Here is a 22,038-nt window from a genome sequence, read left to right on the forward strand (position 1 = left end):
CGCATGCATCGCGCTCCGAATCCATCAGAGCCAAGGAATCATGCCAACAACGCCCGAACGAGAACCTTCTTCAACAGCCTGATAGCGCTCGAAATCAGCTTGAGTGGGGGGCGACGGTCAAAAACTAGCTGTTGCAGATTGTGGATAATCTGCATATCTTTCCGCGAAGAGCAAGGAATGTCATCATGCTTCATCCCCAAAGCGGCACCCCAGTTGGCGTGGCGGTCATAGGTCTCGGGTCGATGGGGCTGGGCATTGCCGGTTCGCTTCTACGGCAGGGATTTGCCGTAGCGGGCTACGATCCGTCCGGCGGCGCGATGGAGCGCTTCGCGGCGCTGGGCGGTTGCCCCGCGGCCTCGCCGGCTGCGGCGGTTGCCGAGGCGGATATCGTCGTCTGCGTGGTCGTCAGCAGCATGCAGACAAAAGCTGTTCTGGCGGGAGAGAATGGCGTCCTGCCGGTTTTGAAGCCTGGGTCGGTTTTCATATCTTCGGCGACGGTGCCTCCCGCCTCGGCGAAGCGTTTTGCGGCGCTGCTGCAGGAGCATGGCGTCTTGTATCTCGACGCCCCCATTTCGGGAGGCGCCGCGAAAGCTGCTGACGGCGCCTTGACGATCATAGCCTCGGGCAGCGCCGCCGCCTTCGAACGTTCGACAGCCGTGCTGGACGCCATCTCCGCCAAGGTTTATCGCCTCGGTGAGGAAGTTGGCGTCGGCTCTTCCGTCAAGATGGTGAATCAGCATCTGGCGGGAATACATATCGCTGCAGCATGCGAGGCCATGGTGCTGGCCGCCAAGCTTGGGCTCGACCTTCCCGTCGTTTACGAGGTCATCACCGCATCCGCGGGCAATTCCTGGATGTTCGAGAACCGGGTGCCGCATATCATCAGCGGGGACTACACGCCGCTGAGCTCGGTCGAAATTTTCGTAAAGGACCTCGGCATTCTCAATGACATGGCACGGGAAGAGCGATTCCCCATTCCACTCGCCGCCGCTGCACTACAGATGTATCTGGCGACCTCGGGCGCTGGGATGGGGCGCGACGACGATTCCTCGGTTGCGCGCACTTATGCAGCGCTTTCGGCAACATCGCTTCCCTTCGCCAAAGCTTCCATGTGACGAGAACCTCGAATGGAGCGGCTCGAAATTTCACGCAGGAAACGCGGCTAATCGACGAATCGCAGATTCCGAAGGTCGGAGCTTCACCCTGCCGCGGTGCGCGCCATAGCCCGTACGGCGACATGACGTCGTGGGCGATTGTTCCAGATGAAGTTGCATAATCGGCCAGCAACATGGGTGATAAAATGTCCAGGAATTTTGAGGGCAAGACCGTCGTGATCTCGGGCGCCGCTGGCGGCGTCGGCCGTGCGGCAGTGGACCTTTTCGTAGAGCACGGAGCCCGCGTCTGCGCCACCGATATCAATCCCAGCGTTTCCGAGCTCGAATATGGCAATGACATCGTCTCCGTCCCCGCCGACGTTACCGTCGCTACCGACATCGAGAAGATATTCCATACTGCAGAGACACGCCTCGGTCCGGTCGATGCGCTGGTCAGCAATGCCGGGTTCATCGTGTCGAAGGCGGTTCACGATACCAGTGAAGCCGAGTGGGACAAGGTGATGAACATCAATGCCAAATCCCTGTTCCTGATGTCGAGGCGAGCCCTGCCGTCAATGATCGCGCGCGGCTCCGGCTCTATTGTGGCAACGGGCTCCATCTCGAGCATCGTCGGCCTGCCGGAGCAGGGCGCCTATTGCGCCGCCAAGGGCGCCTTGCTGCAGCTCGTTCGCCAGATGGCGGTTGATTATGCGTCTCGCGGTATCCGCGTGAACGCCGTCGGCGCCGGGTCGATCGATACACCGTTCCTAACCCGTTATCTCGAAGGGCTGGAGGATCCGGAGGCTGGACGAGAACAGATCCGCAAAGCCCATCCGCTGGGCCGATGGGCAGAGGCGAAAGAGATTGCCGAAGCCATCTTATATCTGTCCGGCTCCGGCGCCTCCTTCGTAACCGGACAGATTCTCATGGTCGATGGCGGATATACGGCGCGTTGATCGGATACCGGCTTCGTATGGATTTGATCGCAGGGGGTGTAAGCTCGCAGCTGCCAATATTCCGTCTGAGAGCGCCGGCCTATGTCGCCTGGTCGATCGCTATGTAAGGAGCGTCGTTAGTCTCGTTGATTGAGCGTATCTGTTCGAGAAAGCGTTCCACTGCGACGGAGAACTTCTCGTTCCAGATGCTCTGCGCGGTTTCCAGATCCCTGTCGCAGATCGCGGTCACTAGTGCATTTGCGTATTTTTTCGCATCTGCCAATCGGTCAGTATACGCGATTCGCGAGAGGTTGTTGAAGCGCTGGACTTCCGCCGTCGTCTCCTTGAAAAAGCGTATGGTTCTCTCGGCTCCCGAAGACTCGACGATGAAATCCTGGAGCGCCAGATCGTTGGCGATCGATGAGGTCTGGTCCTCCAGCGACGCGAACGTGAGCGCGTTCTTTGCGAATTTTTTCAATCCCTTGACATGGGCTTGGCTCAGGCGGCTCTCGTCCGATACGATATGACGCAAAGCAATTGCGCCGAGCGCCGAGCGCAACTCGTAGATTTCGAGTATATTCCTAGCATCCAGCATGGCGACGATGGCGCCGCGATTTAGGCGTATCTCCACGAACCCCTCGCGGGTCAGCATTCTCAGCGCTTCGCGCACGGGATGGCGGGACAAGCCAAGCTGCTCCGTGAGGCGCTGTTCGACGAGACGCTCTCCCGGCCGGTAATGACCCGCGACGATAGCGTCGCGTATCTGGTCAGCGGCGAATGCCGCGCTTTCCATCACCTTGATCGGAGCAAGTAGCGGCGTCACGCCGCGAAGTTTTGTCATGGCGCTGATGAGTCCTCCCCGCTTCGCGATGCGGTCCGACCATATGGGGATGCAGATATGTCGTATCGGACATCCTCAATCAAGCGCGCCGATATGTCGATAGTCAGCAATCGGAATGGGTAGTGGACCTGCCGGCTCGAAACCTGGCGGTCCACGAATTCCCTAGGGTCGAGGGAAGGTCGCCGTTCACTGAACGGCGGCCGCGCGCTCCAGTAAAACGCGCGCTGCGTGCTCTGGCGTGATCGTACCGGCCGTCGAGGCGAGCTTCTCGCGGGTCCAGCTTAGGACGGACTGCCGGATCCCGCGCGGGATCGACATGGCAGTGTTGGCGAGCATGACGCTGGTTTTGGTCGGCCAGACGGCCTCGTGCCGCTCCCGAGCCGAGCCGATCGCCAGCCACGGCGCCTCTTCCTTTCCCCGCGAGCGCAGGGCCAGCGTCGTCTCCTGGTCGACCGCGCCGTTGCGGATCGAAACGCCATAATGCTTGGCGGCGGTCTCGGCCGAGATCATGCCATCCAGCGTTTCTTCCAGGACCTGCCGGGGGTCCCTGTCAAAGGGCCGGCCGAAGCCGCCGCCGGAGGGCGAAATCATGCGCAGCCGCTGTCCGCTCTTCAGATAAAGGACAAGCACCCGTCCAAGTTCCTCGATTTCGTCTCCGCGTTCGATATAGGCTTGACCGCGCCGCCCAGGCTGCCCTCCGAAGACGCCCCAGGGCTGGAAGTGGAATCGATCGAGCCCACGCACCGTCATCGTCACCTCGGGAGCGCGCGCCTCGATCGTTATTCCCACGGAGGCGCCGCCTCTGAATCGGCCATGGCCGAAGCTTTCCGGAATGAGGCAATGGCTGCGCACGATGAGCGGCGTCTCTATTTCCACATGCTCGATCGGGGTGCTCTTGAGCGAGCCGATCAGCGTATCCGTCGCATCCACGCCGTCTGCAATGACCCGCCCGCCCGAGCCACCGGAAAAAGGTTCGACCACCGCGACCCTGCTGAGGCCGGATTCGGGGTCTATCCAGGCAGAGGAGATGATCCCCGCCTGGCCGGAGCCGCATGCCGCCAACCCGTCGGGAACCGCCATGTTGAGGCAGCCGATCAACGCATCATAGACCCGCATCGCCATCACCCAACGGTTGCCCATCGCTGCCGGCATGTCTGCGTTCATCACGGTGCCGAGCGGCGCGAAGGACTTGATTGCCCGCATGATGCCGCCATTGATCGGTATCGCGGGCTCGACAGTCTGAATATAATTAATAAGACCAAGGCACAGGAACGGATGCGATCGCGAGCCGGTGGCGAAGTTGAATGCAGCCTTCACCTGCGGCGCCGAGCCTGTATAGTCGATCGACGCTTCATCGCCTTTGACTGTCAGCGTGCAATGCACGTGAACGATCTCGCCGCCATTGCCTTCGAGATAGTCGATGAACTTGTATTCCCCGTCCTTGAGCCCGCCAATGACCTCCCGCGCCTTTCTTTCCGCATAAGCGAGAACATCGTTTATGCCTTTGGAAAAAGCCGCCGCACCGAACCTGGCGCACATTTCCCCGGCGCGCCGCTCGAAGACGCGCAGCGAGGCCATCATGGCTTCTAGGTCCCCCCAGATCGCCTCACCGATGCGGGAGTTGTCCTTCAGCATGTTGACGATGTCGTGGTTCAGCGTGCCGGCGCGGACCAGCTTGGTCGGCCTGATCCTGATCCCTTCCTGATAGATCTCCACAAGATCGGGGGAGATGCTTCCGGGAACCGCGCCGCCGATATCCGAGGCGTGAATGAAGGCCCAGGCATAGGCGATGATCCGGCCCTCGAAGAAGACGGGCCTGAGCAAATGGATGTCCATGGTATGAGTGCACAGGCCGCCAGTCCGGAAAGGATCGTTCGATATCAGGACGTCGCCTGGCCGAAGGTCGTCTTCGTCGAAGTTGTTGAGGAAGTAGCTTATCGACTCGCCGCAGCTCGAGGTGACTCCCGTCATCAGCGGATAAGCGAAAAACTCGCCGGCCGGGCTCGCCAGCGCGACCTGAAAATCTTGGGTTTGCTTGATGAAGGTTGTGTGAGCCGTCAGATAGCCGACGGCCGCAGCCTCCTCCGCCATAGCGCTGAAATAGTTCTTCATCACCTCGACAGGAACGTTTCTCATGCTTCTTCTCCCTTCTCGAGGATAATGTCGCCGAACTTTCCCAGACATGCGTGGTAGCCGGGAGGCACGAGAATCGTGGCGAGGTCTTGTTCGACGATAGCCGGGCCATGCACCTGGCCTTCGGCTGACAGGCAATTCCAGGAATAGATCGGGGCATCCTTCATGATATCTTCGCCGAACTGGATGTCCCTTCGGCTTTCGGGTTTGGGCAACTTTCCGTCTTTCTTCTCCGCGATCGGATTGTCACCCGGTTTTTGCTGAAGGCCGGTCGTGCGGAGTCGCAAGCCATCCATGACAACGGGCATGTCTTCCATTGCGTGTCCGAACAGACGATCGTGCTCGCGATGGAAAGCGCCGCAGATCGCTTGCGCCCCCTTGCGGCTGCGCATCACTTCCGAGAGATCAACGGGAATAGTGAAAGATTGCGCAGCGTAACGCATGTCGGCGAAATAGGCATGGTCGACGCTCAGGATCTGACTGCTGAGGCTCTGCCGCTTCAGCCAGGCTTCGCCCTGGTCGCCGAGCTTCGCGTAGGTCGCCTCGATCCAGTCGTATGAAGGCAGTATACCTCCCACAGAATGGACACCATCGTGCATCAGGTCAGAAACCAGGCAGCCATATGCGCAGAAGACCGAAGGAATGCGTGGCACGACTATACGCGAAATGCCGATTTCCTTCGCCAGGATCGGCCCATGCAGCCCGCCGGCTCCGCCGAAGATCAGGAGGCTGAGGTCGCTCGGCTCGGCGCCAACCCGTGCCAGGAACGGCAGCACCTTGGTCAGCATGTTGGATGTCGCGACCTGGATGGCCTCGGCCGCCACCTCCCGGACGCTGCTTTCCAGCGTGTCCGCGAGGGGCTGGAATGCCGCTTCCGCCGCTGCCCTGTCAAGCGGAAGGCGACCTCCGAGAAGTCCGCGCGGGGATAGGTACCCAGCGATAAGATAGGCGTCGGACAGGGTCGGATTAAGGCCTCCCCTACGATAGCAGGCGGGGCCGGGCACGGAGCCTGCGCTCCTCGGTCCGACTTTCAGCACGTTTCCGTCGAGCCAGATCAGGGAGCCGCCGCCCGCGCCCATGGCCTCGATATGCGTGACGTGCATCGTCAGCGGGAAATCACCGATCTCGGCCTGGCCCGTGGTGCTGGCCCGTCCCTGGTCGACGAGGGAGACATCCGTCGATGTGCCTCCCATGTCGAATGTCAGGATGCGGTCATGGCCGAGTTGCCGGCCGAGCGTCTGCGCGGCTGTTACGCCCGCCGCCGGGCCCGACAGCAGGGTATGCACGGGCTGCGAGCGCGCTTCGGCAGCGGACATGCTGCCCCCGTTCGACTTGGTGATGAAGAGCTTTGCGTTTGGAAAGCTGTCGTCGAGATACTGCTCTATATCCTTGATATAGTCATTCATGATACCTTTCACGTAAACATTGAGAAGGGTGATCATCGCTCGTTCGTATTCGGAATGGAGCGGCCAGACCTCGTGGGACGCGACGACTTCGATGTCCTTGTAGAATTCCCTGCCGATCGCGGCTACGGCGCGCTCGTGCGCGGAATTCCGGTAGGAATGCAGGAAGCAGATGCCTACCGCCTTTAGGCCGGCTTCGCGTGCGGCTTGGAACGCCTGATGCACGCTTTCCTCGCAAAGTGGCGTGTCGACGGAGCCGTCCGAAAGAATACGCTCCCTCACCTCAAACACATGACGGCGCGGGACGAGCGGAATCGACCGGCGATTGAAAAGGTCGACCGGCTTGTCGAGGCGAAGCCGCGCTATGTTCAGAATGTCCCGATGCCCTTCAGTGGTGATAAGCCCTGGCGACTGCCCGGTCCGCTCGATCACTGCATTGGTCGAAACGGTCGTTCCATGCACGATCAGGATCGGCTCTTCGCGGTGGACATCAAGCCGCTCCGTGATTTCCCGGATTCCCTCGATAACAGCCTCTGCAAAGCGCGGGCGTGTCGTCGACTTCTTCTGGCTTTCAATATGGATGTATCCGTCGGCTTCCTTTCGCCACACGGCGAAATCCGTGAATGTGCCGCCGATATCGATGCCGATCCGTAGCAACGTAAACTCCCCTGAGGTCGGAATGAGGGTGGTTCCGGCAAAAATACCGGAGCCTGGCCTGGCGGCGTCAATCACCGAACATGTTCTCGTCGAAAATCGTCCGTGCCAGTGAAGACAAGAAGCGGTTCAGAAGGCTCATTTTGCTGTCGGCCGCCGCCTGACGTGGGACATCTGCTGGGAACCGTTGCTCGCGCTGAATTCGGTCCATGGGCAAGGACGCGGCCGCAAAGCATTCCGCTGCCTGCAGGTGTATCTATAGAATGATGATCATCGACAATCTGTCAAGGCCGCGCTGGATCTTTTTTTGAGAATCTGGCATTGACAGATTGTGGATAATCTAACATTCTCGGCTAAATTTCGGCCGCGCGGCCGCATAAAAATCTGCGAGGGAATTTAGGATGGCGACAAATGATTTGAGCGGCAAGACGGCGCTCATCACCGGAAGCGCGTCAGGGATCGGTTACGCCGCGGCAGAGATGATCGTGAAGGCAGGCGGCGGTGTCGCGATCAACTACCTGCCTGGCGATGAGCGAGGCCCCAAGGCCATTGCGAGCTTGCGGGGGCTTGGCGGCGGCAGCGTTGTTGACGCGCCAGGCGATATCGGCGATGCGGCCGCAATCGATGACATGGTGACGAGCGCTGCGGAAGAGCTTGGCGGACTTGATCTTCTTGTCAACAATGCCGGCATTCCCGGCGTGGCGCGACCCATTCCAATAGAAGACCTCGACTCCGTTTCCGACGACCTGTGGGGAAAGCTGCTCAACGTGAATCTGTTGAGCGTTTTTCGCTGCGCCAAGGCGGCGGCTCCGTTTCTGAAGAAGCGCAACGGGGCGATCGTCAATATGGCCTCGAATTCGGGTATCAACTGCAAGAGCAGCTCGGTCGCCTACAGCGCGTCCAAGGCGGGCGTCATCAGTCTGACCAAGAACCTCGCGCGTGCCCTGGCCCCGGAGGTTCGGGTGAACGCCGTCGCGCCTGGCCTCGTCCTGAGCTCATGGACGATCGAGTGGAACGATGAGGAAAAGAAGCGGGCGGAAGACGTGGCGCTGCTGAAGCGCGTGTGTGTTCCCGAGGACGTCGCGAAGCTCATCGTTTTCCTGGGTTTTGGAGACCGGATGATCACGGCGCAGACAGTCGTCATCGACGGCGGGATCTCGTTCTGATGCAAAATATCGCCAAATCCGCGGACGCGCCGTCCGAGGTCGTTTTCTCCAATGCCTCGCTCGTCGACGGTGCCAGCAGCGAGCCGCTCGTCGACCGGCATCTCTTGGTGAGCGACGGGGTTATCGCCGAGATATCGGATGCCCCGATCGTCGCGAAGGGGGCGGTGCAGGTTGATCTGCGCGGCAAGACCTTGATGCCCGGGCTGATCGACTGCCACGTCCATGTCGTCGCGACGACCCTGGCGCTGAGTCAGAATGCTCTGTTGCCGGATTCTCTCGTGGCCGCGCGGGCGAGCGAGATCATGAAGCGGATGCTTCTTCGCGGCTTCACGACGGTCAGGGACCTGGGCGGCGCCGACATCGGTCTCAAGATGGCGATCGACGAGAAGCTTTTCCTTGGCCCGAACCTGATCATCTGCGGCAAGGGATTCTCCCAGACGGGCGGCCATAGCGATTTCAGGGGGCGCTTCGATCAGCGGCCGACCGACTGGATGGCCGGCAAGCTCGGTTCCGTGGGGCGAGTCTGCGACGGTGTCGATGCGCTGCGGACGGCAATACGAGAGGAACTCAAGGCTGGTGCCGAGTTCATCAAGCTCATGGCGAATGGCGGGGTCGCATCGCCGACGGATCCCTTGGATTTCTACGGCTACTCGCGTGACGAGCTGCGTGCGGCAGTCGAGGAAACCGAGATCGCGCAGACTTACGTCGCCGCGCATCTCTACACTGCCGCGTCGATCCGACGTGCTGTCGAGTGCGGAGTGACGTGCATCGAACACGCCAACCTGATCGACGCGCCCACCGCTCGTTTCGTTGCGGAGCGGAAGGCGGTCATCGTGCCGACGCTGATCATCTTCGAGGCCCTGAACAGGCACGGCCGCGACCTCGGGCTTCCGGCCGCGTCGATCGCGAAGATCGATCCAGTCAGGAAGGGCGCTCTGGAATCGCTGGAGATTATCAAGGCCGCCGGCATCCCGATGGGCTTCGGAACAGATCTGATCGGCGAACTGCACGACTACCAGTCCGACGAGTTTCTGGTCCGCAGCGAAGTGCTGAGCAACGAGGAGATCATCAGGTCGGCAACGATCGATGCCGCAAAGATCTTAGGTCTCGAAGGGAAGATCGGTTGCCTGGAGCCGGGTGCATTTGCGGATCTGCTGGTCGTGGACGGCAATCCGCTGAAGGACCTCAAGCTCCTGACCGAGCAGGGCCGCTATATGCCTGCGATCCTCAAGCGAGGAACGTTCGTGAAGTGTGAATTGGACTCCACCCTAAACTAGGAGCATGCACAATGTCCTTGAATCGTAGGCAGTTAATTCAAAACTCTATTGGAGCCGCCATACTGACTTCGGTCGGCTCCTCGGCAACATTAGCCCAGGGAACCGATCCGATCGTCATCGGCGCGCTCAACCCGATCACCGGAAGCGGGAGTCCCTATGGGACGGGCATGCAGCAGATGATTATCGCGGCGGCCGAGCACATCAACAATGCCGGCGGCATCCAGGGCCGGATGGTCCGTGTCATCGTCGAGGACGATCAGAGCAACCCGCAGGCGGCCGTGCTTGCCGCGAAGAAGCTGATCGAGGTTAACAAGGTCCGGGCGATCGTCGGGACATGGGTGTCTGGCGTGACGCTGGCGGTTCTTCCGCTCTGCACGGCTGCCAACATTCCCCTTCTCTACACGTCCGGCGCGCCCTCGCTGTCGGAGTTGTCGGTCAATCCCAAGCGGCTTGGCTTCAGATACAGTACGCCGAACACCCGCATCGGCAATTGTTACGCCGAGGTCTGTCAGCGCGAAGGCTTCAAGCGCGTGGCGACCATGTCGCTCAATAACGCCTCCGGGCTCGGTCAGATCAATGGTTTCAAGGCAGCCTGGGAAGCCAAGGGAAACAAGGTCGTCGCTGAAGTCATCTACGAGCCTAACCAGTCGAGCTATCGGTCGGAACTGATGCAGGTCCTGGCCGCGAAACCGGATGTCATCGTTGCAGGCTCGTACTATGTCGACACGGCCATATTGATGCGCGAGTGGTACCAGACCGGGGCGACCAACAAGTGGCTGGTGCCAGGCTGGGCGGCGACGCCGGAGTTTGTCAAGGCGGTCGGCAACCAGGTGGCGGAAGGGCTCATGAGCGCCGACAACGTGCTCCTTGAGGATTCTGCTGGTTATGGCCTTTATGACAAGGCCTACCGCGAAAAGATGGGCCTGCCGGGCAACGCAAACCTCTATGGCGGCTTTGCCTGGGACATGATGCAGTCACTAGGCGTTGCGATGGAGGCGGCGAAGACCATGGACATGGTCGCCGTGTCGCAGAAACTGCGCGACGTAACCAATCCGCCTGGAGACAAGGTCTATTCGTTCCGTGAGGCGAAAGAGAAGCTCGGCGCGGGGCTCAAGGTGAACTACGAAGGCGTATCATCCGCGCTGGATTTCGATGAAGCAAATGATGTGCGCCCTGAATATGGCGTCTACGTCATCAAAGGCGGAAACCTGGTCAAAATGTATAACGTTGCGGTGTGACACCGGGCATCTGGCGCAATCAGACAATACGGAGCAAACAATGACGACCTTGCTCCGTATTGTAACTTCACGAATGAGAATAAAATTATACTGAAGATGCTTGGGGGGACGAGAAGGTAGTTATGGTGTATGCACTGCAACTAGCGATCAACGGCGTTGCACAAGGTTTTATCATCAGTCTCGCGGCTCTCGCCGTCACGCTTGTGTTTGGAATCGTCCGTTTTCCGAATGCGGCCACCGGCGACAGCATGACGGCCGGTGCCTATGCCTTGGTCACGGTCCAGAAGCTGACGGGATCGCTTCTTTTAGGGGTTGTGTCTGCGGTATCTTTTTCCGTGGGCCTCGCCGCGCTCATGTATTTTCTCGTCTTCAAACGGCTCCAAGGCCGGTCGAGCGTCGTCTTTCTCCTGGCCTCGATTGGCGTCGCCTTCTCGTACAGGGGAATCGTCGGGCTTTTCTATGGCCATAGTCCGCAGATAATGGATCTCCCGATCCATAGGCCATATGTCATCAATGGAATAATGATAAATGTACTTGACCTGCAGCTTGCAATGGTCGCGATGATTGTCCTGGCGTTATGCTTTGCGACGCTCTACTATACGCCGATCGGCCGTCAAATGCGCGCCGTTTCTGAGAACCCTGAACTCGCCCGGGTTTCCGGCATCGCTCCGACACGCGTCATGCTGGCCCTCTGGATGATGGCCGGCTTCATCGCCGCAGCAGCGGGCGGCATACTCGGCGCCAAGACGGTGATCACGCCTGAGATGGGCTGGGAGATGCTGATGCCGGCCTTCGCGACGGCGATCTTGGGTGGAATCGGAAATCCCGTTGGCGCCGTGGTCGCTGGAATCGTCTTAGGTGTCGCCCAAGAGCTGGTGACGCCTATCGTCGGGTTTTCCTACAAGGTCGCGCTCTACTTCGTCGTTATCTTCCTGGTTCTTCTATTCCGGCCAAGAGGTCTTTTCGGGCAGATCGAGGGAGCAAGGTAGTGGACGCGTACCTTATCGCCTTTTCGATCATTACGTTGATTTACCTGCTGTTGTCGTTCGGCTTGACGATCCAGTATGGCCTCACTGGCATCAGCAATTTCGGCGTCGTTGCGTTCTTCGCGCTGGGCGCCTACGCCTCTGCGATCCTGTCGAAGCACGGCGCCCCCTTCCCGCTCTCGATGATGGGCGCCATCATCGTCGCCGCAGCATTCGCGTGGCCGATCGGAATCGTATCGTTGCGGCTTCGCGACGACTATTTCGCTGTCGTGACCCTTGGATTCTCGGAAACGCTCCGGCTCATCTTCACCAACGAGAACTGGCTGACCAACGGCATTCAGGGAATGCCCGGCATATCCCCGCTTTTCGGCAACCTCAAATCTTCGCAGCCTCTTGCGGTGCTGGCGTTGCTCATCCTGGTGGTTGTCGCGGTGGTGGCGATCATGCTGCGCCTGGTCAGGAGTCCATTCGGGCGGGTGCTGGAGGCGATCCGTGACGACGAAGAGGCGGTGACGTCCCTCGGCAAGGATCCGGCCCGTTTCAAAGTCCAGGTGCTGATGTTCGGATCTGGTCTCGCCGGTCTCGCTGGCGCGTTCTATGCGCATTACATCACTTATATATCGCCAGACCAGTTCATCCCTATTCTGACTTTCTACATCTGGATGGCCATTATCATCGGCGGCGTCGGCAAGATATCGGGCGCTGTCTTGGGAACCGTCATCCTGATGATCTTCCTCGAGGGCACGCGGTTTCTTAGAGATATCATCCCCGCAATTCCTGACGCCAAGATGGCTTCGTTCAGGATACTGATCGTCGGCCAGATGTTGGTCTGGTTCACGGTGTTCCGACCCAATGGACTGATGGGGGATTTTACCAAAAGATGAGTTTGGACATCGCTTCCCTCTCAATATCCCTTGGTGGCCTGCCAATCTTGAAGGATGTCTCGCTTACAGCGGACAGCAAGGGCATTACAGGCATCATCGGTCCCAATGGGGCTGGAAAATCTACCCTGTTCTCGGGTGTTTCCGGCTTTTTGAAGTTGACCCAGGGCACTGTGAAGCTGGGCGATCGAGACATCACCGATCTGACGCCGGCCGCTCGGGCGAATCTTGGTCTCGTGCGAACGTTTCAGGTTCCGCGCGAGTTCCGGCACCTCACTGTTGAGGAGAATTTCTGCGCGGCGGTGCCCGATCAGCCGGGAGAGCGGCTCGTCGAGCTTTTCCTACGGCCCGGCCGCGTCCTGAAGGCCGAGCGCGCGGTACTTGAGAAGGCGCGCGATACCATCAAGTTCCTGCGTCTCGGGCGAGTCGCCAAGCTCCCGGCCGGGATGCTATCAGGCGGGCAGAAGAAGCTCGTTGAACTGGGAAGGGCGATGCTGGTCGGGCCCTCGATGATCATGCTCGATGAGCCTTTTGCTGGCGTCAATCAAGTTCTCATCGCCGAGATCATGGAGCGCATAAGGGAGCTCAATCAGCGCGGAATCGGATTCCTGATCATCGAGCATGACCTCGACGCATTGACGAAGATCGCAAAGCATCTTTTCGTCCTTGATAGGGGCGAGATCATTGCTGAAGGTCCTCCCGATCAAGTACTCAGGAATCAGCGCGTTAGGGATGCTTATCTTGGCGGAGCGCATGAACATTCTTGAAATCGATGATTTGCGTGGCGGTTACACGGAGGTGGATATCCTCACGGGAGTGACACTGCATCTGCGCAAGGAACAGGTGTTTACCGTCGCCGGCACCAACGGCGCCGGTAAATCGACACTGGCGAAGGCTATCGTCGGCTTGCTGCCGCGTGCCTCGGGCCAGCTGCTCCTGCGGGACGGGGATGGATTTCGGGATATCGGAAATGTTCCCGCCGAAAATCGTGCGGCTCTGGGCGTCGGCTATGTGCCGCAGGTCGCCAATGTCTTCAGGAGCATGTCGGTTCTGGAGAACCTTCAGGTTGTTCGCGGCGTGGATCGGCCGGCGGCGCGCATTGAAGAACTGTTCGAAGGGTTCCCCTTGCTGCGAGAGCGCAAACGCCAGAAGGCGAGCAGTTTATCGGGTGGCGAACGGCAGCAGCTGGCATTCGCGAGGGCCTTGATGAACCGGCCACGCGTCCTCGTTCTGGATGAGCCGACGGCCGCGCTCTCGCCTAGCAGGGCTGCGAACGCTTTCAAGCTGATTCAAGACCTGCCGCGTTTCGGCGTGTCGGTCCTATTGGTCGAGCAGCGCGCCAGGCAAGCGCTCGCCATCTCGCATTATGGTTGCATCATGGACAGCGGGCGCATCGCGATGGAGGGGCCTGCGGGAACTCTGCTAGCCGACGAGCGAGCGGCCGAACTTTACCTCGGCCAAGGCAAGCATGGCCAGAAAAACCCCACCGAGTCTCAACGGGCTCCGCAGGAACTCGGTTCCGGCTCAAATCCCTGACAATGCCAGCGGCCGCTGAGGCTCACTCATACCAACGGCCTCCTGCTTTGCCTCAAGAGGGTAGCGGGGGGCGATTGTAGTGGTTCTCTTGGCGCGAGGAGGATTCGCGCCATGCCTGCCGCCGTTGCGCTGAGGAGCGATTTCAGCGCTTCCGCCCTTCGTCGTCCTGCTGCGAGCTCGCGCCACGCCAACCAGACCTTCCGCTCTTCGAACGCAGATCGCGTGAGATCGCCGACCTGGGTACCTTCTCCTAGCGACACAAAGTTCTCGCCTACAAAATCCTCGGGACAGATTTCCGGCTCAACAGCCAATGGATGGTCGGGACGCATTATTGCGACGATCGCCTCGGAGAAGATCGGCGCGACATGAAGGTCGCGGTTCGCTTTGGATCCGAGGACGAAGCCGATCTCGTCGATGCCCGTATCGACGAGATCGACAACCTCATATTCGGGCTTCATGTTCATGAAGACCTTGGTTTTGGCGAATGTCTTGCGGAACGCTTTGAGCGCGGCCGGGACCACGCTGTAGCCCAGCGGTGCCGTTGCGACCAGCCTCAGGGTACCCGAGTGGTCGCCGCGCAGGCCTTTCGCGACCGCCTGAATGCGGTTGTGGGCGCCGAAAAGCGGATCCGCCTCGGCATTCAGCACCCGCGCCTCGCTGGTCGGGAAAAGGCGATTGTTAACCCGTTCGAACAGCGGAAAGCCGAGTTGGTCCTCCAAATGGCGTATCGCATTGCTGACGGCCGGCTGCGTCATGCCGAGTTCGGCTGCGGCCCTGACGGTGGTTTCGCAACGGATTTGAGCCCTCAGCACCTCGATCTGGCGAAGGGATATCTCTGATCTGCTCATTTCGATGATTACACTTCTGGCGGTGGCTTATGCATGGTGGCAATGTCGCAGCGGGAAAGCAATTTCGCTGCCGGGCTGGCAGGCTCCGGCGTTGGGTGGGCAGTCGCCGGATTGACCTTTCGCCGAACTATGCGGCGGCTGCTCGCCGCCCTGCATCTCGATTAGGCTGAGCCGGCTTGAATTTGCACGGCCAGTCGAGCCAAGCTCGCGCCATGAACCTGCGCCAGATCGAGTTGCTGCGAGCGGTGGTCCGTTGCGAGACGACAGTCCGGGCGGCGCAGGAGCTTGGCCTCTCCCAACCGGCCGTCAGCAACGGCATCAAGCATCTCGAGGCGCAACTCGGCTTCCCGCTGTTCGAGCGCGTCAACAACCGCCTCTTCGCCACCGAGGAGGCGCGGGCGCTCTACCGCGATTCTGATCCGCTGTTCGCGATGCAGGCGGCTTTCGCCACCCGCGTTACGGACCTCAAGGAGAACCGCGCCGGCCATGTCCGGCTGATCGCGACCCCGCCTCTCGGCTACAGCGTGGTGCCGGCCGCGCTCCAGCTCTTCCTGGCGAAGCGACCCAATATGAAGGTGTTCTTCGACATCCGCCGCTTCGAGAACGTCATCGACGCGGTCGACAGCGGCACGGCCGAGCTCGGCTTCGTGCTCGGCCTCGGCGATCATCGCGGGCTGAACTCGGAAGTATTCTTCGCCGAGAACATGGTCTGCGCCATGCGGCCAGACCATCCGCTGGCGGAAATGCCGGTGATCACGCCGGCCGATCTGCGCGGTGTACCCTTCATCGCCCTCGAACGCGGCACCAAGATGGGCACGCTGGTGCGCCAGGCCTTCGATCAGATGGCGGAGACCTACGACTTCTCCGTCGAGGTTCGCTACTGCAACACGGCCTGCATGCTGGCCGAGGCCGGGGTCGGCGTGGCGGTCGTTGATCCGCTGTCGCCGCTCTTCGCCGGCCGCTTCAAGCTCGCGACCCGCCCCTTCGAGCCTGCGACCCGCGTCGCGGCCTCGGTCGTCCGCTCCGACAAGCGGCCGCTGTCGCGGGCCGCCGAGGCCTTCCTGCGCGAGGTCAGGCAGGTTGCCTGCGGCCTTGCCGAGAAGCTGGGCTGAGCTTCCCCACGAGACTATTCGCGGCGGTTATCGCCCCCGACCATAAAGCATAGCTGGCGCGATTGCCGGCTCTCCCGATCCATTTCACTCTTCCTGCGAATTTCCGTTCCCGGACAGAGATATGGACCTGCTCATCACCGGCGCCACCCTCGTCACCTGCGACGGCGAGCGGCGGATCATCGAAGACGGCGCCATCGCGATCGCAGGGAACCTCATCCTCGCCGTCGGCAAGAGCGCCGAGCTGGAAAAGGCGCATCCGGCATTCGAGCGCATGTCCGGCCGCGGGCTCGCCGTCCTGCCGGGGCTGATCAACGCCCACACGCACACGGTCCTGACCTCGCTGCGAGGCACGGTCGAGGACTGGAACGGCGAGATCATCTACCGCTACATGTCGCCGATCTCCTACACGATGAGCGAGCATGAGCGTGGCGTGATGGCGGCGCTCGGCTGCCTGGAGGCGATCCGCAGCGGCACCACCACCCTGGTCGATCCCTTCCGCCATGTCGTGACCTATGCCGGCGCGATGGCCGATACCGGCATGCGTCTCTGGCTCTCGGAATCCTGCGCCGACATCGACACCCGCAAGATCCGCTTCGGCGACTATTCGGTCGACGAGGCCTTTGGACAGGCCTTCCTCGACCGTGCCCAGGCGCTGGTCGAGGGTTGGCACGGCGCCCGCAACGGCCGTGTCAACTGCCAGGTTGCGGCCCATGCTCCGGACAACTGCTCGCCGGCGATGCTCGCGAAGCTGCTCGAGCTCGCAGGCAGGCACAAGCTGACCCGGACCTGCCATCTCGCCCAGAGCACAGGCGAGGTCGCCTCGATCCGCGAGCGCTACGGCCTGACGCCGGCGGCCTATCTCGATCGCGAAGGGTTCCTCGGCCCGGACCTGACCTCGGCGCACTGGACTTACTGCACCCGCGAGGACGTGGCGCTGCTGGCCGAGCGCGGCGTGACGCTTGCCCATTGCCCGGCGAGTTCCAGCCGTCGCGGGCTGCACAAGGTCCCGATCGGCTGGATCCGCGATGCCGGCGCCCGCATCGCGATCGGCACCGACAACATGAGCGAGGACATGTTCCAGGCGATGGCGATCGGCTCGATTGTGCATCGCACCGGGCGCGGCCGCGAGACCGAAAACGGAACGTCGCCGACGCCGCAGGACGTCCTCGATATGGTCACGCGCGATGCCGCCGCCAGCGTCGGCGCCGGCGACGATATCGGCGCGCTCGCCCCCGGCATGAAGGCGGACCTGACGATCCTCGATCTGCGCTCTCCGGTCATGCGGCCGATCATCAGGCTGACCTCCAACATCGTGCATTACGGCCATCCCGGTCTCGTCCGCTCCGTCATTGTCGACGGCGAGTTCGCGATGCGCGACGGCAAGGTCCTGACCATGGACGAGGATGCCCTGCTGGAGGAGGCCGATGCCGTCACCCGGGCCGTCTGGGACCGGATGATCGCCGCCAACCCCGATATCGCTCCCCCGCCCGGCGAGCTTCGCTGGCTCAACAGTTGATCGGACCGACCCGATGACCCTCACCACCGCGCCCAAGACCGGTCACGCGAGCTTCCTCTATTCCGAGCTCGCGACCGACCTCGACAATCTCGGGACGGCCGACATCGCCTTCCTCGGCATTCCCTATGGCGATGCCTACAGCTTCGCCGAGATCGTCAACGACCAGACCAACATGCCGGCGGCGATGCGACGTGCCACCGACCGCATCACCCGCTCGATCGAGCGCTATGATTTCGACGTCGGCGGGCCGCTCTACGACAACCGCCCGATCCGGACGATCGACTGCGGCGACATCATCGGCGATTTCCGCGATCTCACCGGGCATTACCGCAAGGCCGAGGAGGCGATCCGCAAGATCCGCGCGGCCGGAGCCATGCCGATCGTGCTCGGCGGCGACCATGGCGTGCCGATCCCGGTGCTGCGCGGCCTCGACGGCGACGGCCCGATCACGCTCGTCCAGATCGACCAGCATCTCGACTGGCGCCTGGAGGTCAATGGCGTGACCCAAGGCTATTCGAGCCCGATCCGTCGCGCCTCGGAGATGGAGCATGTTCACGACATCTTCCAGATCGGCCTGCGCGCCACCGGCAGCGCCCGTCAGGAGGAGGTCGATGCCGCGCAGGCCTATGGCGCCCATCTGGTCAGCGCCTACGAGGTCCATGACGATGGCATGGAATCGGTGCTGGCGCGCATCCCGGACGGCGGCCGCTACTACCTGACGATCGACCTCGACGGCATGGACCCGGCGATCGCGCCCGGCGTCGCCGGCCCTTGCCCCGGTGGCGTCACCTTCGCCCAGGCGCGTAAGCTGATCCACGGCCTCGTGGCCAAGGGAAGGGTGGTCGGCATGGACGTGGTCGAGATCACGCCGCGCAGCGACGTCAACCAGATCACCTGCATCACCGCCGGGCGCCTCGTGGTGAACATGATCGGTGCCGCCGTGCGCGCCGGCTATTTCGGCAAATGAGCAGAGGGCCGGAGGCAGAGGCCGTCGCCGGGATGGCGATACCCGACGCGAGCGCCTTGAAGCGAGCCGTGGGTGAGCAGCGTGCGTCGGCGCTCGCCTTCTTCGCGCGGCTGGCCGAAGGCAGCCAGGGCGAGCCCGGCATCACCCGCGACACATACGGCCCCGGCGAGAATTTCGGCCATGCCGTCTTCGCAGATGCTGCCGGCGCCGTGAAGCTGGAGCTGCATCGCGACGCCGCCGCCAACACCTACGCGACCTGGCCCGGCAGCGATCCGTCGTTGCCGCGCATCCTGATGGGCTCGCATCTCGACAGCGTACCGCATGGTGGGAATTTCGACGGGGCGGCGGGCGTGGTCGCGGGGCTCGTGGTGATCGAGAGCCTGCGGCAGCTCGGCCTGCGGCCGCGCCGGGACGTCACGGTGATGGGCGTCCGCGCGGAGGAGAGCGTCTGGTTCCAGGTCTCCTATATCGGCAGCCGCGCCGCGTTGGCGACGCTGCCCGCAGGCGCGCTGGACAGCCCGCGGATCGATACCGGGCGGCCGCTGACGCGCCATATCGCCGAATGCGGCGGCGATCCCGAGGCTCTCGCGCGCGGCGAGCGCTTCCTCGACCCCGCCACGGTCCATGCCTTCCTCGAAGTCCATATCGAGCAGGCGCCGAGCCTGGTCGAGGCTGGATATCCGCTGGCGATCTGCACCGGGATCCCTGGCAATTTCCGCTTTCCGGACGTCACCGTGACCGGTCGGCACGACCATGTCGGCACGCCCCGCCGCTTCCGGCGCGACGCCGCGATGGCGGCCAACGAATTCGCAAGCGCGCTCGACGCGATCTGGGCCGAGCATGAGGCGGCCGGCGTGCCCGTAGCGATGACATTCGGCCGCTTCCACACCGATCCCGCGATGCACGGCATGACCACGGTGCCCGGCGCCTTCCATTTCAGCCTGGACGTGCGCGGCTACGACGCCGGTGTGATCGCGGCGATCGAGGCGCGGATTCCCGAGATCGTCGCGCGCATCGAGGCCGAGCGCCGCGTCAGCTTCGATTTCGGCGCTCGCGCCTCCGCCGCGGTCGGCCTCGTCGACCAGGCGATCTTCCAGGACCTGACCGAGACGGCGGCCCGGCTCGATATTCCCGCCATGCCGCTCGGCAGCCCGGCCTCGCACGATTCCGCGGCTTTCGCCGCAGCCGGCGTGCCGACGGCGATGCTGTTCGTGCGCAACGAGAACGGCAGCCACAACCCGCTCGAGCGGATGGACATCGACGACTTCCTCGATGCCTGCACGGTTCTCGCGGATTGGGTCGCCCGCAACGCCTGCTAGAGGACGAGATGAGCGAAGGCGCGATTGTTGAACTGGCCAGCTTCGTCGCCGCGCTCACTTGCGACGATATTCCCGAGGCGATCACGCTCAAGGCCAAGCATCACAGCCTCGACACGCTGGGCGCGGCACTCGCCGGCGCGGTCTCGCAGGAGGCAATCCGCGCCCGCACGATGCTCGCCGCTGCAGGTCATTCCGGGATGGCGGCCCTCTGGGGCACGGGCGAAAGCCTCGCGCCGCGCGAGGCCGCTCTCGTCAACGGCATCGCCGCCCATGCCTTCGAGCTGGACGACACCGGCGGCTGCGACCATTCCGGGGCCGTCATCCTGCCGGCGCTGATCGCGGCGCTGCCGCTCGCCGGACGTGCCGTCACCGGCAGGGAATTCCTGGCCGCGGTCGTAGCCGGCTACGATGTCGGCCGGCGGGTGATGGAAGGCTTTGGCGGCTACGTCGCGCATAACGGCGTCGGCTGGCATTCGACCGGGACCTGCGGCGCCTTCGCGGCGGCGGCCGCCTGCGCCTCGCTGCTGCGCCTGTCCGCGGCGCAGGCCGCCGACTGCCTCGGCATCGCCGTCAGCCTCGCCTCCGGCACCTGGGGCTTTATCCATGACGGCGCCATGACCAAGCGGCTCCATGCCGGCCGCGCCGCGGAAGGCGGGCTGACCGCGGCGCTTCTGGCGCGCGAAGGCTTCACCGGCCCGCGCCGTGGCCTCGACGATGTCTGGGGCGGCTTCTTCGCGACCTATGCCAATGGGCGCGAAAGCAAGATTGAGCGGCTGACGCAAAATCTCGGCAGCGACTGGATGCTGCGGCATGCTGCGATCAAGCCCTACGCCTCCTGCCGCGACACGCATGCCGCCGTGGATGCGATCGGCCGGCTGATCGAGCGTGAGCGGCTGGCGGCGGGCGACATCGCCAGCGTCTCGGCACGTCTCAACGCCTTCCTCGCCGGCATGGTCGGCGGCAGCGACGTCTCGACCATGCCGGCGGCCCAGATGAGCCTGCCCTATGCGGTCGCGGCCCGGATCTGCTTCGGTACCGCCGGCCTTGCCGCCTATGGCGAGGAGCGCCGCAATGCGCCGGAACTGCACGCGCTGCTGGGCAAGGTCTCGATCCTGCGGGACCAGAACGTCACCGCGAGCTGGGCTTCGTCGATGATCGTCGAGACCGTCGACGGGCGCCGTTTCGACGAGCCGACCTCGACGCCGCTCGGCGCGCCCGACAATCCGGTTTCGCCGGCACAGCTGCGCGACAAGTTCGACGGGCTCGCCGCACTCACCCTGCCGCGCGCGCAGGCCGACGAGCTCGCCGAAACCATGCTGGGCCTCGAGCGCCTCGACGACGTCGCGGCGCTGCCGAAGCTCCTGGCGGCTTGAGACGCACCGCCTCAGTCCGGGTGCTACTGCACCATCACCGTGCCGATCGCCATCGCGACGGCGGCCTGGGTCGGATCGATCACCGGGATGCCGAGTGCCTCCTCGAGCGGCTTGCGATGGCGGGCCATTCCGGCGCAGCCCATCACGATGGCGCCTGCCCCGTCGAGCTCCTTCAGCTCGGTGCCGACCGCGATCATCCGCTCCAGCGTCTTCTCGCCGGTCGCGCTCTCGGCCACCGACATCTCCAGCGCACGCTCGCCGGCGAGGCGATCCATCAGCGCCATCTGCCGGAGATAGCGGATATGCCGGGGGATCGAGCGCGTGCGGATCGCGATCACGCCGAAGCGCTCGGCCCGGGTCAGCGCGGTCAGGACGCCGCATTCGGCGATGCCGAACACCGGGCGAGTGGTGCCTTCGCGGGCGATATGGATGCCCGGGTCGGAATAGCAGGCGATGATGAAGGCGTCGGCGTCGTTGACCGCCTCGATGCGGCGGCGCAGCGGGATCGTCACGCTTTCGGCATGTTCCTGCGTCTCGATGCCGATCGGCCCGTCGCGCAGCGTCTCGCAGATGATTTCAGGGCCGTCGGCGGTCGAAAGCGGCAGCACGGCCTGCCGGAGCCCTTCCGTCACCGTCTCGTTCGAATTCGGATTGATGACGAGAATACGCCGTCTGCGCGACATGCCCCGATTTCCCTGCCTCGATGCAATGCATCATTGTCCGAATCCATCATCGTCGCTCGCCCGCGCCGCGTCCAGC

At 62.6% G+C, this 22,038-nt stretch carries 19 protein-coding genes; 14 read left to right on the forward strand and 5 right to left on the reverse strand.

Going from position 1 to position 22,038, the window contains the following annotated elements; genetic code table 11:
* Positions 1 to 185: 185 nt before the first annotated feature.
* A complete protein-coding gene (ltnD, locus tag AC1RRW_RS20680) occupies positions 186 to 1,115 on the forward strand; it encodes an L-threonate dehydrogenase (protein WP_492903378.1) in 930 nt (309 codons plus the stop codon).
* Positions 1,116 to 1,288: 173 nt separating this feature from the next.
* Entirely contained in the window at positions 1,289 to 2,050 is a 762-nt protein-coding gene (locus AC1RRW_RS20685) for an SDR family NAD(P)-dependent oxidoreductase (RefSeq protein ID WP_492903380.1), read from the forward strand.
* A 79-nt stretch (positions 2,051 to 2,129) separates the two neighbouring features.
* Here AC1RRW_RS20685 and AC1RRW_RS20690 read toward each other — a convergent pair whose 3' ends face one another.
* The 3 genes from AC1RRW_RS20690 to AC1RRW_RS20700 all read right to left on the reverse strand — a co-directional run bounded on the left by AC1RRW_RS20690 (position 2,130) and on the right by AC1RRW_RS20700 (position 7,138).
* Entirely contained in the window at positions 2,130 to 2,870 is a 741-nt protein-coding gene (locus tag AC1RRW_RS20690; RefSeq protein WP_492903381.1) for a GntR family transcriptional regulator, read from the reverse strand.
* Positions 2,871 to 3,056: 186 nt separating this feature from the next.
* Positions 3,057 to 5,006 (reverse strand): hydantoinase B/oxoprolinase family protein, encoded by a 1,950-nt coding sequence (locus AC1RRW_RS20695; protein WP_492903383.1) that lies wholly within the window; start codon positions 5,004 to 5,006, stop codon positions 3,057 to 3,059.
* Complete coding sequence (locus AC1RRW_RS20700; RefSeq protein ID WP_492903385.1) at positions 5,003 to 7,138, reverse strand: hydantoinase/oxoprolinase family protein; 2,136 nt, start codon at positions 7,136 to 7,138, stop codon at positions 5,003 to 5,005. The genes AC1RRW_RS20695 and AC1RRW_RS20700 overlap by 4 nt, the downstream gene beginning before the upstream one ends.
* 323 nt (positions 7,139 to 7,461) lie before the next feature.
* Here AC1RRW_RS20700 and AC1RRW_RS20705 point away from each other — a divergent pair, with 323 nt between their 5' ends.
* The 7 genes from AC1RRW_RS20705 (at position 7,462) to AC1RRW_RS20735 (ending at position 14,144) form a co-directional block, all read left to right on the forward strand.
* Positions 7,462 to 8,226 (forward strand): SDR family NAD(P)-dependent oxidoreductase, encoded by a 765-nt coding sequence (locus tag AC1RRW_RS20705; RefSeq protein ID WP_492903386.1) that lies wholly within the window; start codon positions 7,462 to 7,464, stop codon positions 8,224 to 8,226.
* A complete protein-coding gene (locus tag AC1RRW_RS20710; protein WP_492903388.1) occupies positions 8,226 to 9,503 on the forward strand; it encodes a metal-dependent hydrolase family protein in 1,278 nt (425 codons plus the stop codon). The genes AC1RRW_RS20705 and AC1RRW_RS20710 overlap by 1 nt, the downstream gene beginning before the upstream one ends.
* Positions 9,504 to 9,514: 11 nt before the next feature.
* The gene (locus AC1RRW_RS20715; RefSeq protein ID WP_492903390.1) at positions 9,515 to 10,741 is read left to right on the forward strand and encodes an ABC transporter substrate-binding protein; all 1,227 of its coding nucleotides are present in this window, start codon (positions 9,515 to 9,517) and stop codon (positions 10,739 to 10,741) included.
* A 122-nt stretch (positions 10,742 to 10,863) separates the two neighbouring features.
* The gene (locus AC1RRW_RS20720; protein WP_492903392.1) at positions 10,864 to 11,730 is read left to right on the forward strand and encodes a branched-chain amino acid ABC transporter permease; all 867 of its coding nucleotides are present in this window, start codon (positions 10,864 to 10,866) and stop codon (positions 11,728 to 11,730) included.
* Positions 11,730 to 12,611 carry a branched-chain amino acid ABC transporter permease gene (locus tag AC1RRW_RS20725; protein WP_492903394.1) on the forward strand — a complete coding sequence of 294 codons (882 nt, stop codon included), beginning with the start codon at positions 11,730 to 11,732 and terminating at the stop codon, positions 12,609 to 12,611. Before AC1RRW_RS20720 ends, AC1RRW_RS20725 begins: the two co-directional genes overlap by 1 nt.
* Complete coding sequence (locus AC1RRW_RS20730; protein WP_492903395.1) at positions 12,608 to 13,375, forward strand: ABC transporter ATP-binding protein; 768 nt, start codon at positions 12,608 to 12,610, stop codon at positions 13,373 to 13,375. Before AC1RRW_RS20725 ends, AC1RRW_RS20730 begins: the two co-directional genes overlap by 4 nt.
* Positions 13,350 to 14,144: an ABC transporter ATP-binding protein gene (locus AC1RRW_RS20735; RefSeq protein ID WP_492903397.1), complete on the forward strand. Its 795-nt coding sequence runs from the start codon at positions 13,350 to 13,352 to the stop codon at positions 14,142 to 14,144. Before AC1RRW_RS20730 ends, AC1RRW_RS20735 begins: the two co-directional genes overlap by 26 nt.
* 26 nt (positions 14,145 to 14,170) lie before the next feature.
* Here AC1RRW_RS20735 and AC1RRW_RS20740 read toward each other — a convergent pair whose 3' ends face one another.
* The gene (locus tag AC1RRW_RS20740; RefSeq protein WP_492903399.1) at positions 14,171 to 14,992 is read right to left on the reverse strand and encodes a LysR family transcriptional regulator; all 822 of its coding nucleotides are present in this window, start codon (positions 14,990 to 14,992) and stop codon (positions 14,171 to 14,173) included.
* A 212-nt stretch (positions 14,993 to 15,204) separates the two neighbouring features.
* Here AC1RRW_RS20740 and AC1RRW_RS20745 point away from each other — a divergent pair, with 212 nt between their 5' ends.
* The 5 genes from AC1RRW_RS20745 (at position 15,205) to AC1RRW_RS20765 (ending at position 21,279) form a co-directional block, all read left to right on the forward strand.
* Positions 15,205 to 16,104, forward strand: coding sequence for a LysR family transcriptional regulator (locus AC1RRW_RS20745; RefSeq protein WP_492903401.1), 900 nt, complete (start codon positions 15,205 to 15,207; stop codon positions 16,102 to 16,104).
* Between the two features lie 121 nt (positions 16,105 to 16,225).
* Positions 16,226 to 17,620, forward strand: coding sequence for an amidohydrolase family protein (locus AC1RRW_RS20750; protein ID WP_492903403.1), 1,395 nt, complete (start codon positions 16,226 to 16,228; stop codon positions 17,618 to 17,620).
* 13 nt (positions 17,621 to 17,633) lie between these two features.
* Entirely contained in the window at positions 17,634 to 18,587 is a 954-nt protein-coding gene (locus tag AC1RRW_RS20755) for an agmatinase (protein ID WP_492903405.1), read from the forward strand.
* 68 nt (positions 18,588 to 18,655) lie between these two features.
* A complete protein-coding gene (locus tag AC1RRW_RS20760; protein WP_492903407.1) occupies positions 18,656 to 19,906 on the forward strand; it encodes a Zn-dependent hydrolase in 1,251 nt (416 codons plus the stop codon).
* Positions 19,907 to 19,914: 8 nt separating this feature from the next.
* Positions 19,915 to 21,279, forward strand: a complete 1,365-nt coding sequence (locus tag AC1RRW_RS20765) for an MmgE/PrpD family protein (RefSeq protein ID WP_492903408.1) — start codon at positions 19,915 to 19,917, stop codon at positions 21,277 to 21,279.
* 23 nt (positions 21,280 to 21,302) lie between these two features.
* Here AC1RRW_RS20765 and AC1RRW_RS20770 read toward each other — a convergent pair whose 3' ends face one another.
* A complete protein-coding gene (locus AC1RRW_RS20770) occupies positions 21,303 to 21,962 on the reverse strand; it encodes an aspartate/glutamate racemase family protein (RefSeq protein ID WP_492903410.1) in 660 nt (219 codons plus the stop codon).
* Positions 21,963 to 22,038: the final 76 nt, after the last annotated feature.

It is taken from the genome of Allobosea sp. GW821-FHT12C12 (assembly GCF_058807355.1).